A 13492-nucleotide genomic window follows, 5' to 3' on the forward strand; every position below is an offset into this window, starting at 1 on the left:
AACGAACAATGAAAGAAAAATTCTCGATCTTCTTTACGTTCGCGATACTGATCATTCTTGTGATGGGAACATGGTGGGCGGCCGAATACGCGGAACGAGCCGTTGAAATCGATCCGCCGAGCAAGAACACACATGAAATGGATAACTGGGCTGTCAATCCCGTTATCCTGCGCACAAACATGCTCGGTCAAGTCATCACCAGACTTGAAGGAGACCGGATGGAGCATTTTCCGGACGATGATTCGTACGATGTAGATGCACCCCGCGCCTTTTCCCTTCGCCCGGAAAACCCCCTGACTGTCGGCACCGCCAAAGCTGCCACGATCTACGATGAAGGCGACAGAATCATCATGAAAGGCGATGCGGTACTGTTGCGACTCGGTGATGTGAATCATCAGCCATTGAATTTTCGTAGCGATATCATCACGATTCTGGTCAAGGAAGATATTAGCTACACCGATCTTCCAGGCATTGCCATCAATGGACGTTCCCGCTTAAACGGAATAGGAATGCTCTACAACAATGCCACCCGCGAGATTGACGTGTTTAAATCGTCAGATATGGATATCGCGCCCAAAGATAGAAAAGACTCTCAAGTAGGCGCTAAACCTGCAGCCGGCAAAACAGGAAAACCATGACCCAATATTTCACGCATCGCACGCTCGGACTTCTTTTCGCGACTGCAATTGCGCTGGGAGCTTTCGAGGCTTACGCTCAAAAAACTGGTTCCAAAACTCCCACAAGCCAGGAAGAGCCTAGTACGCAAATCCTTTCCGACACTTTGCACTATGACGATGTCAAACGTGAAAGCACCTTCACCGGAAATGTCGTCATGACACGAGGGCTGATGACACTAAACTCCGATAAATTGGTTCTGAATGAAGATGCTGAAGGCTTCCAGTTTGGTGTGGCAACCGTTGCTCCCGGCAAACGCGTCTTTATTCGCCAGGATCGCCCTGAAAACTTCGAAGTCATCGAGGGGATTGGGCAGGTAGGCGAATACAACGGCAAGGATGAAACCTTCGATCTCATCGGTCAGGCAGTAGTCACCCGGTTTATCTGCGGAAAAAAATTCGATAACGTGAGCGGGCAGAAAGTTCGGTACTACCAGAAAACGGATACTTATGAAGCCTATTCAGGTCCGGATTCGGTTAATCCCGGAGGTCGTGTCCGTTCCGTTGCACAACCTCGTGCCAGAGCTGAAGCGGCTGTTGCCGAATGCAAAGCCAGACAGGGTACTGCCCCAGCACCTGCCCCCACACGTTAAATCTTCAACCACCGCACAAACACAATACCTTCGCATGCAAACATCCAATTTCGCCGGTTTAACGTCTGATTTGCAAACAGCCTCGGGCAGCCTGGGCGCGACCGGCTTGCGCAAATCCTATGGCGGTCGTATGGTCGTGCAGGATGTCTCGTTATCGGTCAACAGCGGAGAAGTCGTAGGGCTGTTAGGTCCGAATGGTGCTGGTAAAACCACGAGTTTTTATATGATCGTAGGTTTGGTCGCAGCAGATGCCGGACGCATTGAAATCGACGGAGCATCCGTCAGCAGCATGCCGATACACCAACGGGCGCGCAAAGGATTATCTTATTTGCCGCAGGACGCCTCCGTCTTCAGGCGCCTGACGGTTGAAGAAAACATTCGAGCCGTACTTGAACTGCAAACCGATCAAAACGGCCGGAAATTTTCCAAGCCACAAATTGAAGAGCAACTTGATTCTCTGCTGGAAGAACTCCAGATCAATCATATTCGCCGCAATAGCGCTTTATCCCTCTCCGGAGGAGAGCGTCGTCGGGTTGAAATCTCGCGCGCTCTGGCCACACGACCGCGATTCATTCTTTTGGACGAACCGTTTGCAGGCGTCGATCCGATCGCAGTCATTGAAATTCAGCGCATTGTCCGGTTTCTCAAAAGTCGTGGCATTGGAGTATTGATCACGGATCACAATGTGCGCGAAACACTCGGCATATGCGATCGAGCTTATATCATCAGCGAAGGCAAGGTACTCACCTCCGGCCAACCTGATCAAATCGTCGACGATCCCGCCGTACGCAGAGTTTATCTAGGCGAGCATTTCAAAATGTAAACGATTGCCTGACCTCAATCCGAGGTCAGGCGTTTTGCTGCGCCGCACCTAAAGATGCGTCAAGTTTTTTTGTAATAAATCGTTATTTGGATTTATTGCCTCTTGCATTCTGCCAATAAGTCACTACACTTAAATCATGACAACAGAAATTGAGGAGTTTGCCTAACTGTCCGTACCGCGCATCCGCGCACCCCTTTCCTCTTTTATGGAGATTATTCATGAACCTGAGCATTACTGGTCACCATCTTGAGGTCACTCCCGCGATTCGGGAATATATCCAGACAAAAATGGCTCGCGTCCTGCGACATTTTGATCACGTCATCAACACACAGGTCATGCTATCGGTTGAGCCTCTCAAACACCGAGCTGAAATCACGTTACATCTAAGCGGCAAGGACATCCATTGCGAAGCCATGGAAGAAAACCTTTATGCCTCGATTGATCTGCTCGTCGACAAAATCGACCGCAAAGTCATCCAGCATAAAAACCGCACCCAAAACCACGCGCATATCGCCGTGAAACGACAGGTATTTGAGGCAGCCTGATCGTCAAAATCACCCGCCCACCGGCGGGTGTTTCAATTTGAATCCATTAAATTTCCCTGCAGTTCTATTGCGCCGCATCATATAATCGGGACATGAAACTCTTGTCGCGAATTTTGCCGGCGAGCAATATCGTGCTGGATCTATCCGTATCCAGCAAGAAGCGCGCTTTTGAACAAGCCGGTCTGCTCTTCGAAAACAACAACGGTCTTGAACGTGCCGCTGTGTTCGACAGTTTGTTTGCTCGTGAAAAACTCGGCTCAACCGGGTTGGGAGAGGGCGTGGCTGTCCCTCATGGGCGAGTCAAGGGCATTTCCCAAAGCGTGGCCGCATTTGTGCGTCTGGACCGCGCGGTCCCTTTCGACGCGCCCGATGGAAAACCGGTCAATTTGATGCTTTTTTTGATGGCGCCGGAAAACGCAGCGCAACAACATCTGGATATACTTGCCGAATTAGCCGAATTGCTTTCTGATGACGCTTTGCGTGCGCGACTTTTGCTCGAAACCGATCCTTTAGTCGTGCACAAACTCCTTACGAGCAGCCGCCCTTCAAACGACTGACGCGTCACCACCCCACCTTTCACGGAGTCTATATGCTGACGGTGCAGGACCTGGTCGATGACAATACGGACGACATCACCTTCGCATGGATTGCCGGGCAATCCGCGGCCGACCGGCTGATTCCCGACAATGGCATGGCCGCTGCCGATCTGATCGGGCACTTGAACCTGATACACCCCACGCGCATACAAGTCTTCGGTCGCGAGGAAATGGACTACTACACCCGGTTCGATTTGAAACGCCGGGTTAGGCAAGTGGATGAATTGCTAGCGGGCGGCGTACCGGCCATTCTCATTGCGGACGGCTTGCCTGCGACAGAGGATTTGATCGAGCATTGTGAACTCAATCACGTTCCACTACTGAGCACCACAAAGCCAGCTGCCGAATTAATCGACTTGCTTCGAATTTATCTTGGCCGACGGCTTGCGCCAACGACGACCGTGCATGGCGTTTTTATGGATGTTTTGGGATTGGGCGTACTCATCACAGGCGAATCAGGTTTGGGTAAAAGTGAGCTTGCACTCGAACTGATTTCACGCGGACACGGCTTGGTTGCGGACGATGCGGTCGAGCTTTCACGCACATCACCTAATGTCATCGACGGACATTGTCCGCCCTTGTTGCAAAATATGTTGGAAGTTCGCGGTCTGGGCTTACTGAATATCCGAACCATTTTCGGCGAGACATCTGTGCGGCGAAAAATGAAACTAAAACTCATCGTGCACCTAGTTCGCGCGACAGCACAGGACAAATTCGAACGACTGCCTTTACAGGACATGACTCAGGAGATGCTGGGATGTCCGATTCGAAAGGTCATGCTTCAGGTCGCTGCCGGACGCAATTTGGCCGTATTGGTTGAGGCTGCGGTACGCAATACGATTCTCCAACTACGCGGGATCGACACGTTGACTGAATTCATGGAAAGGCAAGCTCAGGCTATCGCGCAGGGGACGACCTGAAATGATCGAGCTCAACGTTGTCTTGTTAACAGGCATTTCGGGTTCCGGAAAATCCGTCGCTTTACGTATGCTTGAAGACTCCGGTTACACATGCGTCGATAATTTGCCGGTCAGGTTTTTGCATGAATTCATCGCATCGATGCGACATGATGGTACCGAGCGTGTGGCAGTTGCTATCGATGCGCGATCGCCCGGCGAACTAAATGAATTGCCTGACGTGCTGACCGCACTGCGCGCAATGGGGACGCATCTGCGGGTTGTATTTTTGGATGCGGACGATGCCACACTTTCGCAACGATACTCCGAATCCCGTCGCCGGCACCCTTTGTCGGACAGACTCAGCGCCTCGGGTACTGTGCCAAGCCTATTAGACTGCATTACTCATGAACGAGAGCTTCTCGACTCCCTGCGTAGCCAGTCTCACGTCGTTGACACATCCGGCTTGATGCCGGGGCAATTACGTGCATGGATTCGCGAACTGGTTCAAGCCGATCGTGGCCCGCTTACTCTGACATTCGAATCTTTCGCCTTTAAAAATGGTGTCCCGCGCGATGCCGATCTTGTGTTCGATGTTCGCTGCCTACCCAATCCTCATTACGACCCAACGCTTCGTCCTTTGACCGGACGCGACAAGCCGGTCGCCGACTGGTTATCAAGCTTTGACGATGTCAATGCCATGATTGATGATATCGAATCGTTTATTCGTAAATGGCTGCCTCGCTACATAGAGGATACGCGCAGCTACTTGACCGTTGCGATCGGCTGCACCGGCGGAAAGCATAGATCTGTTTACATTGTGCAAGCTTTGGGCGAGCGATTTACCGAACACCGCCCACTGCTCGTGCGTCACCGCAATCGACCAGAGTTTGAATGAGACAAGCATCTAACCGTGGATATGGGCGTGCGCTGATCGCTTGCCTGATTCTCGTTTTACTTGCAGCCTGTTCGAGCAAGCGCGGAGGCGGATACTACAAAGACGATGGCCCCGAGGCGAATCCTCCCCCGAATCTGCACCTTGTGCCCGATGCCGTTCCGAAAATAGAACCATTAGCTAGCGGCGCAAACAAACCATACACAGTATTCGGGCGCAGTTACACCCCTGATACCTCCGGCAAGCCCTATCGAGTTCAGGGGCGAGCGTCCTGGTACGGCAAGAAGTTTCACGGCAACTCGACTTCGAACGGGGAACGTTATGACATGTATGCCATGACCGCTGCACACCCCACATTGCCTATTCCCAGCTACGTACGAGTCACTCGTCTCGAGAACAATAAAACAGTTGTTTTACGCGTCAATGATCGCGGACCGTTTCACAGCGATCGGATCATCGACTTATCCTATGTGGCCGCATACAAGCTTGGCATGCTCGGACCGGGCAGCACCGAAGTTTTAGTTGAACGCATCATGCCTGAGCAAATCCGAAACTGGCAACCTGTCCCACCCCGGGATGATGTCGCGGCAACATCTACCACCCCCGTTGCGCTCGCGGCTCCCGTGATGGCTGAACCCATGCCACTTGGTCCGACATCGAATGTTCAACTGAAACCGGATGGATCACCTACGGCCAAGCCACCCGAAGATGTCTTGAAATCAACACCTCCGCCTGCCCCTTTACCCCGCGAGTTACCGCCAATCGCATCCTCACAAAACGCAGTCCCGCGCAACGCTACCGTTGTCGCTCCTAATGCCATGTTTTTACAACTAGGGGCATTTAGCGATCAAGCGAAAGCCCAATCACTCGCAGCGCGCGTTACAGAACAACTGCCTGCGCACGTGGATGCTCCCGTATTAATCGACCGAAGCGCAAACAATCTATACCGGGTACGGATTGGCCCATTCGCCAGTCGTGATGCAGCCATTCAGGCCCTGTCTCCGGTAGGCAATGCGACCGGAACGACACCAAGCCTTTCGCTTCCATAAGATCATTTAGGCTTGCGAGACAAAGCGCGCGCATAAAGTAAATCCCGCGACAAGCCAGTTGCACGCGCCGCGATACGGGCAGCATCACGAACCGAAACTGTTTCAAGCAATGCGTCCAGCCATGAATCGACAGAGGCTGTGTTTGTGGCTTGATCGACCGACTCATCGGACACACCATCACGATCTTGCGCATGCAATATCACCACGTACTCGCCCTGCTCCCGATGGGGGTCGCCCTTAATCCACAGGGGCGCCTGCGCAAGCGGCATGGTTGCCACCTCCTCGAACCTTTTAGTCAATTCTCTTGCGAACGAGACCTTTCGAAGCGGGCCGGCAACCGAAAGCAAATCCTGCAAGCTTGAGGCAATACGATGCGGAGCTTCATAATAAATCATAGCCGCCGGCAACCCCGAAAACTGCTTGAACCAACGCTGTCGCGCCATAGATTTGGTTGGCGCGAACCCGGCAAACAAAAAGCCCGGCATGGCATCCGTCGTGACACCTGTGGCCATTAAAGCCGTGATCACGGCACTAGGGCCAGGCAATGGAACAACTTTGAATCCTGCCTCATGGACAGACTGAACCACCCGTCCCCCAGGGTCGCTCACCGCAGGGGCGCCAGCATCGGACACCAGCGCGACACGCTGCCCTGTCCGAAGCCTCTCGACAATCGCCTGAGCGGCACTGACCTCGTTGTGACGGTGAGCGGACATAAGCGGGGTTGCAATACCCCACGCATCAAGCAACGTGCGTGTCGCGCGCGTATCTTCTGCGGCAATGATATCCGCCCGACTCAACGCTTGCCAGGCTCTTAACGTCAGATCGCCAAGATTGCCGATCGGCGTTGCCACCACGTATAAGGCGTGACTCGGCCAGGATTGCGCATCAACGCGCGACCCCACTCGCGCCCACGCCTCGGGCACATCCTCGGATAGGACATTTTCAGTCATAAGGGAACAATTCAAACCATCGTTATGGCAGTTTAGAGCATGTTTTTCACCAAGCATTCAACAATGACTCATTTTTTGGACCCCGATTTAGCTCTTTTTCATTTGGCACGCCAAGCACAGAGAAACGCAGAAAGATGTCATCGGCGCCGTAAAAATCAAATCCAGCAAAAGTCGGTAGCCTTTGGCGCCTCATCGGATTCGGGACGAAATGCTGTAAAACGATCCGCTCGCCAGGCCCGGGGCGATGAGTACGAGGCAAGAGCAAGCGCATTTTTGAGAAAGGCAAACCTCATCATTCTTGAGCATCAATTGCACAGCCCCTTCGGCGAGATTGATCTGATCGCCCGCGACGAAGTCAATTTAATCTTTATCGAAGTACGGTCGCGGTCAAGCGGACTCTACGGAGGCGCCGCAGCCAGTGTGACTCCGGCCAAACAGAGGAAAATGATTCTCACCGCCCAATGGTGGTTGCCGGCACTGACCAGACGCTACTTCAATGGGATATTGCCACCTTGCAGATTCGACGTAATCGCCTTTGAAGCAACGCGGGTATTCTGGTGTAAAGATGCCGTACGAATCCGGCAAGATAAGTGAGATAATGAAACTAATCTTTTTATACAAAATGCCATGGATCTCACCCCGAAACTCATCGCCCACTTCGAAGACAATATACAAGCCACCCGTCGCAGCATGGATGCCCTGTGCAACCCGCTGCGCCTGGCGATCGACTTGTGTTTTGGATCAGTGACCAATAATGCAAAAATCCTGGCCTGCGGTAATGGTGGATCGGCTGCGGATGCGCAACACTTTATTGCCGAACTTGTCGGTCGATTCGAGAGGGACAGATTGCCGCTTGCCGGTATCGCGCTCAATACCGACACATCAATCATGACTGCTGTCGGAAACGACTACAGCTTCGATCAGATTTTCAGCCGTCAGGTCAGCGCCCTGGGACAGCACGGGGACGTGCTCGTGGCGATTTCGACTAGCGGCAATTCTGCAAACGTCAAATTGGCGATCGAAGCCGCCCATGAGCGAGACATGCACGTAATCGCACTGACGGGAAAAGGCGGAGGAGCCATCGGCGAAATGCTGAATGACGGCGATATCCATTTATGCGTGCCTCACGACAGAACCATGAGAATCCAGGAAGTCCACATTCTCTTGTTGCATTTACTATGCGATGGCATTGACACTCTTTTGCTTGGAGAAGCAAATTGACATTTCTAAAGCGCCTTACCCGCCCGCTGGCTTGTATTGTTTTGCTAAGTGGCGTTGCAGTTTCAATGCAAGGTTGTGTTCCGCTTGTCGTGGGTGGTGCTGCAGCGGCAACTGCCGGAGTTGTCGTTGTCGACCGTAGATCAGCCATGCAACAAGCCGACGACCTCACGATCGAGCTGAAGGTCAACAATGAGATGCGCAACCGATACGGCGATGTGGCGCGCATCAATGCGACCGTATACAACGGTGTTGTTTTGCTTACCGGCGAATCGCTCAATCAGGAAATCAAGACTCAGGCTGCGGAAATCGCAAGCAAAATTGATAAGGTCAAATCTGTTGTCAACCAAATAGTGGTCGTAGAAGAAATCTCGCCCTTCTCGGTCATCACCAACGACACGTGGATCACATCCAAAGTCATCGCCACGCTTGCGACCACCAAGGAAGTCCCTTCGCGCACTATCGTCGTCACTACAGTACGTAGTGTCGTTTACCTGATGGGCATGGTGACGCAGCATGAAGGTGATGTTGCAGCAGCTGCTGCCGCGCAGGTCAGTGGAGTTCGTCGAGTCGAAAAACTATTTCAGATTATCACCCCGGCAGAAGCCAACAGGCTCGATAGCATGACCGGTACCCGCACTACACCGAAAGGTGAAGGCGCACCAATCGGCGAAGGTTCGACGGGAGGTGTTCAACAGGGCGGCGCCATGCAAGATGGCGGCGCAGTTGAAGTGCCCGCCGTACCTAGCGGCACTGTCCAGGCAATACCGATCCAATGAACGACGACCAACTGCTTCGGTACGCCCGGCACATATTGCTGGACGAATTGGGCATAGAGGGGCAAGAGAAACTTCTGGCTGCCAAGGTATTAGTGGTTGGAGCCGGAGGACTCGGATCCCCTACGGCGATGTATCTGGCCTCAGCAGGGATTGGCCATATCATTCTTGCCGATCATGATACTGTCGAGATCAGCAATCTGCAGCGACAGATTTTGCACACAACCGACCGGCTCGGACATTTCAAGGCCGAGTCCGGACGTCAAACCATGTTGGCACTCAATCCGAGCATCAAAGTTGAAACCAGAACTTTGCGTATGGATCAAACATCACTCGATGAAGAAATCCGTTCTGTAGACCTGGTTGTCGACTGTACGGACAACTTTGCGACGCGGCACGCGATCAATCGCAGTTGTGTCATGCATCAAAAGCCTCTTGTTTCCGGTGCGGCGATCCGCTTCGAGGGTCAGATCAGCGTATTCGATCCGCGATTGCCTGATGCGCCGTGTTATCACTGCCTGTTTCCGGAAGCTGAGGACGTAGAACCAGTCAGTTGCGCAACAACTGGAGTCTTTGCGCCATTAGTCGGCATTATCGGTAGCATGCAGGCCGCCGAGGCAATTAAAGTTCTGGCGGGCATCGGCACCCCACTTGCCGGACGCCTACTGATTCTGGACGCATTGGACATGCAGTGGCACAGCGTGCGGATTCGGCGCGATCCAGGATGTGGCGTTTGCCACAAACAAGTTGCCTAGCTTATTTGGTGAATTGATTCAGGCTCCACGAACCGGGCGTCGTTGCAGCAACAGATGTCCGATCGAATTCACGCGTAAATCAACAAAATCGGGGCGACCACTTTTACCGTGTGCAAAAGGTGTGCCGGGATGAAATACGTGAACGGTTCTCATGCCAGCCGCCCGGGCACCGCGAAGGTTTTCAAGCGTATCCTCGACCAAAATAGCCCGACGAGGGGAAACGCCCTCATGCGCAAGGATATAACGCATAATCGAGACGGATGGCTTTGGACGGTAGTGCCCATGCACCAGCATCTCTTCAACACCCCATAGACTATCGAAACAACGCAAAATTCGCAGATGCTTGAGAACAGCACGCGCGTAATGAAGAGGTGCATTGGTCACCAGGACTTTACGCCCGGGCAACCGGCTGAGCTTGGATGCCAATCCTGTTTCAGCACGAATGAGTGGGGCGACATCAAAACTATGACTGCGATGCAAAAATGATCGGGCACTTATTCCATGGTGCTTAACCATCCCGATCATCGTTGCGCCGTAACGTCTCCAATACTTGGTCCTGAGGACGTTAGCTGTTTGCTCATCGACATTCAGGCTTTCCATCACCGCGGCAGTCATGCCGATATTGATTTCCTTGAATATCCTGAATGAAGTGTCGTGAAGGGTGTTATCGAGGTCAAAAAACCAGACCGGCCCCTTGCCCTCGTTCTTAAGATGAACATGCCCTTGGTGCGTCAGGGATGCTGTGCCATGCACCCTCGCGCGCCTAGTGCGCACGGGAGGATGCTGTAATTGACGCCGGATCGTCACCGGCGAATTACTCGGAGGTAATCATTGTGCCCACACCCCGATCAGTCAGGATTTCGAGCAACAAGCAATGAGGAACGCGACCATCCACAACATGAACATATTTAACGCCATTGCGCGCCGCATCTAATGCCGAAGAAATTTTAGGCAGCATTCCACCGGAAATAGTGCCATCGGCAAAAAGTGCATCAATCGTCGTCGCAGACAACGTGCGCAACAAGTTGCCGTCTTTATCCAATACGCCGGGCGTGTTGGTCATCATCAACAACTTTTCGGCACCCAGCACATCGGCAATTTTGCCGGCCACGATATCCGCATTGATGTTGTACGCCAACCCATCCACGCCATATCCGATCGGAGAAATCACGGGAATAAACTGATCGTCTTGCAATGCTTTCACGACCGCAGGGTCAATCGCCTCAATCTCACCAACAAAACCGATATCGATTGGCTTGGACGGATCATCTTTATTAGCCATCATTTTCTTGGCAGCGCGAATCAAGCCGCCATCCTTGCCGGTCAAACCAACCGCCTTGCCGCCTGCCTCGTTGATCATCAACACAATATCCTGCTGCACCTGACCACCAAGCACCCACTCGACGACCTCCATCGTCTCGGCATCTGTAACCCGCATACCCTGAATGAATGTGCCTTGCTTGCCGATACGCTTCAGTGCTTCATCGATTTGCGGTCCTCCGCCATGCACAACGATAGGGTTCAGGCCGATCAACTTCAGCAATACGACATCATGCGCGAAACTGCGTTGCAAAACCTCTTCCGTCATGGCGTTGCCACCGTATTTGATGACGATTGTTTTGCCGTGATATTGCTTGATGTACGGCAAACTTTCGGAAAGCACATTAGCGACAACTGATGCGGGAGTCGTTGAATCGGTTTGACTGGTCATGGCGCAGATGAATGGGTTGGAGATAAATTAATCGGAATGTTTTGAGATCGAATGATTTAATCGGATGTGCATCAGCTCGCCAATGCTTTTTCGAGCGTAGCCCGAAACTCGGCCTTGTCGTAATCACCTACATAACGCTTGATGATCTGACCGTCCTTACCGATCAAAAACGCGGTAGGAGTCAATTTAACGTCTCCAAACGCTTTTGCAACCACACCGCGCGAATCAAGCGCGACGGTGAACGGGATATTGCGCGTTTCCACGAAATTAACCACGTAGTTAGCCGGATCGTATTGCATGGCGACGGCGATGACATCGAATCCCTGATCCTTGTATTTATTGAAGTTTTCGACATTATTCGGCATTTGCGCAACGCAGGTCACACAACTGGTTGCCCAGAACTTGACCAGAACGACCTTGCCGCGCAACTCGGAGGTCGTGATCTGCTTACCAGTAAGCGTCGAAAAGGTTACCTCGGGAGCCTGCTTGACGGGACGCGAAACAAACCAAAATGCTCCGCCACCCAAAGCAATGACAAGCGCCAGAATAAAAAGCTTTTTCATCACTTCTTCTTGCCCGTTTTACTCTCCGTAGCGGCTCCCTCTGCCGATGCGGTCTTAGGGCGCAAAGTCGCCTTCTGTACAGGCTTGCCTTCGAGATAATTCACGGCTTGCTGTAACTGAAAATCTTCAGGTGAACCAAACTGGAAGACTTTGCTTGTATCTGCAAGCTCGGCTTCAGGCGCGGTAGATTTACCCTCAGTTTCGGTTGCCTGACTATTCGTGAGATGCCGTTGTAAATCCGCTTCCCGTGAAGCACGGAACAAATCACCTTCGGCTGTATCGGCCACAACAACATCGGGCACAATTCCAGTAGCCTGAATCGACCGACCGCTAGGTGTGAAGTAACGTGAAGTGGTCAGCTTGATTGCCGTCGAATCCGAAATAGGCAAAACAACCTGCACGGATCCTTTACCGAACGTTCGGTTACCCATAATAGTCGCGCGCTTATGATCCTGCAGAGCGCCGGCAACAATTTCTGAAGCAGAGGCGGATCCAACGTTCACCAGCACAACCATCGGAACGGTTTTGACCCAACCCGGCAATCCGGTTAGATAATCCGAATCCCCTCGCGCATAGTCTGCTGAATTGGCCATGTACTTGTGTTTGGAATCGGGAGCACGACCATCGGTCGACACCACCAACACATCAGGCTTCAAGAAAGCAGCGGACACCCCAATCGCGCTATTGAGCAGACCACCGGGGTCATTGCGCATATCAAGAATAAGTCCGCGAGGCGCACCTTTGGCCCCCAACTCCTTTAGATGACGGACAAGATCGGCTCCGGTTTTTTCCTGAAACTGAGCGATTCTCACATACGCGATATTGTCATCGAGCATTTTGCTTCGAACGCTCCGCACGCGAATCGTATCGCGCACAATCTTGACTACGATAGGTTGGGTTTGGCCTTCGCGCACAATCGTCAAGGTGATAGGTGTCTTGACTTTTCCTCGCATCATTTTGACCGCTTCGGTCAAACTCATACCCTTGGTGGAAGTATTGTCGATCTTGACGATCAAATCACCCGCACGAATACCCGCTCTCGCAGCCGGAGTATCCTCGATCGGTGATATGACCTTGACAACACCATCTTCGGTTCCGACTTCAATTCCCAAGCCGCCGAATTCGCCTTGCGTGGCAGTCTGCATTTCCTTGAAGGCATCAGCATCCAGATAGGCGGAATGGGGATCCAGGTCGGACAACATGCCCGAAATAGCACCATCGATCAACTTCTTGTCGCCGACTGGCTCTACGTAGTTGTTCTTGATTGCGGCAAAAACACTCGAAAACTGCCTGAGTTCATCCAAAGGCAACGTTGAGCCACGTTGCGCAACCGCACTGATCCCCAGACTGAGAAGGATGCCGGCAACCACGCCGGCAGAAACCAGACCGAAACTGCGAAATTTTCTAGTGCCCATGCACGTTCCCGAATAAAACACTCACTATGCTGC

Annotated in this window: 17 protein-coding genes; 12 read left to right on the forward strand and 5 right to left on the reverse strand. The window is 52.4% G+C overall.

All coding sequences use genetic code 11. The features are described 5' to 3' along the window. Positions 1 to 8 precede the first annotated feature (8 nt). From lptC to G3I67_RS03310, 8 genes are all read left to right on the forward strand, one after another. The gene (gene lptC / locus G3I67_RS03275; RefSeq protein WP_163651562.1) at positions 9 to 638 is read left to right on the forward strand and encodes an LPS export ABC transporter periplasmic protein LptC; all 630 of its coding nucleotides are present in this window, start codon (positions 9 to 11) and stop codon (positions 636 to 638) included. After that, positions 635 to 1267, forward strand: coding sequence for a lipopolysaccharide transport periplasmic protein LptA (lptA, locus tag G3I67_RS03280; protein ID WP_163651563.1), 633 nt, complete (start codon positions 635 to 637; stop codon positions 1265 to 1267). Before lptC ends, lptA begins: the two co-directional genes overlap by 4 nt. A gap of 34 nt (positions 1268 to 1301) precedes the next feature. Continuing rightward, positions 1302 to 2090: an LPS export ABC transporter ATP-binding protein gene (lptB, locus tag G3I67_RS03285; RefSeq protein WP_163651564.1), complete on the forward strand. Its 789-nt coding sequence runs from the start codon at positions 1302 to 1304 to the stop codon at positions 2088 to 2090. 218 nt (positions 2091 to 2308) lie between these two features. After that, entirely contained in the window at positions 2309 to 2635 is a 327-nt protein-coding gene (gene hpf / locus G3I67_RS03290) for a ribosome hibernation-promoting factor, HPF/YfiA family (protein WP_163651565.1), read from the forward strand. Between the two features lie 92 nt (positions 2636 to 2727). Continuing rightward, entirely contained in the window at positions 2728 to 3192 is a 465-nt protein-coding gene (locus G3I67_RS03295; RefSeq protein WP_163651566.1) for a PTS sugar transporter subunit IIA, read from the forward strand. Between the two features lie 32 nt (positions 3193 to 3224). Further along, positions 3225 to 4151 carry an HPr(Ser) kinase/phosphatase gene (hprK, locus tag G3I67_RS03300; protein WP_163651567.1) on the forward strand — a complete coding sequence of 309 codons (927 nt, stop codon included), beginning with the start codon at positions 3225 to 3227 and terminating at the stop codon, positions 4149 to 4151. A gap of 1 nt (position 4152) precedes the next feature. Continuing rightward, on the forward strand, positions 4153 to 5025 hold the full coding sequence (gene rapZ / locus G3I67_RS03305; protein WP_163651568.1) for an RNase adapter RapZ: 873 nt from the start codon (positions 4153 to 4155) through the stop codon (positions 5023 to 5025). Further along, positions 5022 to 6071 carry a septal ring lytic transglycosylase RlpA family protein gene (locus G3I67_RS03310; RefSeq protein ID WP_163651569.1) on the forward strand — a complete coding sequence of 350 codons (1050 nt, stop codon included), beginning with the start codon at positions 5022 to 5024 and terminating at the stop codon, positions 6069 to 6071. Before rapZ ends, G3I67_RS03310 begins: the two co-directional genes overlap by 4 nt. Before the next feature lie 2 nt (positions 6072 to 6073). On the opposite strand, the gene rsmI is transcribed toward G3I67_RS03310, so the two are convergent. Beyond that, a complete protein-coding gene (gene rsmI / locus G3I67_RS03315; RefSeq protein WP_163651570.1) occupies positions 6074 to 7021 on the reverse strand; it encodes a 16S rRNA (cytidine(1402)-2'-O)-methyltransferase in 948 nt (315 codons plus the stop codon). Between the two features lie 63 nt (positions 7022 to 7084). Between rsmI and G3I67_RS03320 the strand changes: the two genes are divergently transcribed. From G3I67_RS03320 to G3I67_RS03335, 4 genes are read left to right on the forward strand one after another with little or no spacing between them, the layout of a single operon-like run. Continuing rightward, on the forward strand, positions 7085 to 7615 hold the full coding sequence (locus G3I67_RS03320; protein WP_163651571.1) for a YraN family protein: 531 nt from the start codon (positions 7085 to 7087) through the stop codon (positions 7613 to 7615). A 33-nt stretch (positions 7616 to 7648) separates the two neighbouring features. After that, a complete protein-coding gene (locus G3I67_RS03325) occupies positions 7649 to 8242 on the forward strand; it encodes a phosphoheptose isomerase (protein WP_163651572.1) in 594 nt (197 codons plus the stop codon). Continuing rightward, positions 8239 to 9018: a BON domain-containing protein gene (locus G3I67_RS03330; protein ID WP_163651573.1), complete on the forward strand. Its 780-nt coding sequence runs from the start codon at positions 8239 to 8241 to the stop codon at positions 9016 to 9018. The genes G3I67_RS03325 and G3I67_RS03330 overlap by 4 nt, the downstream gene beginning before the upstream one ends. Next, positions 9015 to 9770 (forward strand): HesA/MoeB/ThiF family protein, encoded by a 756-nt coding sequence (locus G3I67_RS03335; protein ID WP_163651574.1) that lies wholly within the window; start codon positions 9015 to 9017, stop codon positions 9768 to 9770. The genes G3I67_RS03330 and G3I67_RS03335 overlap by 4 nt, the downstream gene beginning before the upstream one ends. Before the next feature lie 18 nt (positions 9771 to 9788). Here the strand turns inward: G3I67_RS03335 and G3I67_RS03340 are convergent, their stop codons facing one another. The 4 genes from G3I67_RS03340 to G3I67_RS03355 form a co-directional block, all read right to left on the reverse strand. Beyond that, a complete protein-coding gene (locus G3I67_RS03340; protein ID WP_163651575.1) occupies positions 9789 to 10577 on the reverse strand; it encodes a pyrimidine 5'-nucleotidase in 789 nt (262 codons plus the stop codon). Between the two features lie 7 nt (positions 10578 to 10584). Further along, complete coding sequence (argB, locus tag G3I67_RS03345; protein ID WP_163651576.1) at positions 10585 to 11481, reverse strand: acetylglutamate kinase; 897 nt, start codon at positions 11479 to 11481, stop codon at positions 10585 to 10587. 71 nt (positions 11482 to 11552) lie between these two features. Further along, complete coding sequence (locus G3I67_RS03350) at positions 11553 to 12044, reverse strand: peroxiredoxin family protein (RefSeq protein WP_163651577.1); 492 nt, start codon at positions 12042 to 12044, stop codon at positions 11553 to 11555. Next, the gene (locus G3I67_RS03355) at positions 12044 to 13459 is read right to left on the reverse strand and encodes a S41 family peptidase (RefSeq protein WP_163651578.1); all 1416 of its coding nucleotides are present in this window, start codon (positions 13457 to 13459) and stop codon (positions 12044 to 12046) included. Before G3I67_RS03355 ends, G3I67_RS03350 begins: the two co-directional genes overlap by 1 nt. Between the last annotated feature and the right edge of the window lie 33 nt (positions 13460 to 13492).

It is taken from the genome of Sheuella amnicola (assembly GCF_010499255.1).
In the GTDB taxonomy this organism is placed as follows: Bacteria; Pseudomonadota; Gammaproteobacteria; order Burkholderiales; family Burkholderiaceae_B; genus Zwartia; species Zwartia amnicola.

What these genes read in the sequence shown, in the direction of transcription:
- lptC (WP_163651562.1), top strand. Translation starts at nt 9, where the DNA reads ATGAAAGAAAAATTCTCGATCTTCTTTACGTTCGCGATACTGATCATT.
- lptA (WP_163651563.1), top strand. Translation starts at nt 635, where the DNA reads ATGACCCAATATTTCACGCATCGCACGCTCGGACTTCTTTTCGCGACT.
- lptB (WP_163651564.1), top strand. Translation starts at nt 1,302, where the DNA reads ATGCAAACATCCAATTTCGCCGGTTTAACGTCTGATTTGCAAACAGCC.
- hpf (WP_163651565.1), top strand. Translation starts at nt 2,309, where the DNA reads ATGAACCTGAGCATTACTGGTCACCATCTTGAGGTCACTCCCGCGATT.
- G3I67_RS03295 (WP_163651566.1), top strand. Translation starts at nt 2,728, where the DNA reads ATGAAACTCTTGTCGCGAATTTTGCCGGCGAGCAATATCGTGCTGGAT.
- hprK (WP_163651567.1), top strand. Translation starts at nt 3,225, where the DNA reads ATGCTGACGGTGCAGGACCTGGTCGATGACAATACGGACGACATCACC.
- rapZ (WP_163651568.1), top strand. Translation starts at nt 4,153, where the DNA reads ATGATCGAGCTCAACGTTGTCTTGTTAACAGGCATTTCGGGTTCCGGA.
- G3I67_RS03310 (WP_163651569.1), top strand. Translation starts at nt 5,022, where the DNA reads ATGAGACAAGCATCTAACCGTGGATATGGGCGTGCGCTGATCGCTTGC.
- rsmI (WP_163651570.1), bottom strand. Translation starts at nt 7,021, where the DNA reads ATGACTGAAAATGTCCTATCCGAGGATGTGCCCGAGGCGTGGGCGCGA.
- G3I67_RS03320 (WP_163651571.1), top strand. Translation starts at nt 7,085, where the DNA reads ATGACTCATTTTTTGGACCCCGATTTAGCTCTTTTTCATTTGGCACGC.
- G3I67_RS03325 (WP_163651572.1), top strand. Translation starts at nt 7,649, where the DNA reads ATGGATCTCACCCCGAAACTCATCGCCCACTTCGAAGACAATATACAA.
- G3I67_RS03335 (WP_163651574.1), top strand. Translation starts at nt 9,015, where the DNA reads ATGAACGACGACCAACTGCTTCGGTACGCCCGGCACATATTGCTGGAC.
- argB (WP_163651576.1), bottom strand. Translation starts at nt 11,481, where the DNA reads ATGACCAGTCAAACCGATTCAACGACTCCCGCATCAGTTGTCGCTAAT.
- G3I67_RS03350 (WP_163651577.1), bottom strand. Translation starts at nt 12,044, where the DNA reads ATGAAAAAGCTTTTTATTCTGGCGCTTGTCATTGCTTTGGGTGGCGGA.
- G3I67_RS03355 (WP_163651578.1), bottom strand. Translation starts at nt 13,459, where the DNA reads ATGGGCACTAGAAAATTTCGCAGTTTCGGTCTGGTTTCTGCCGGCGTG.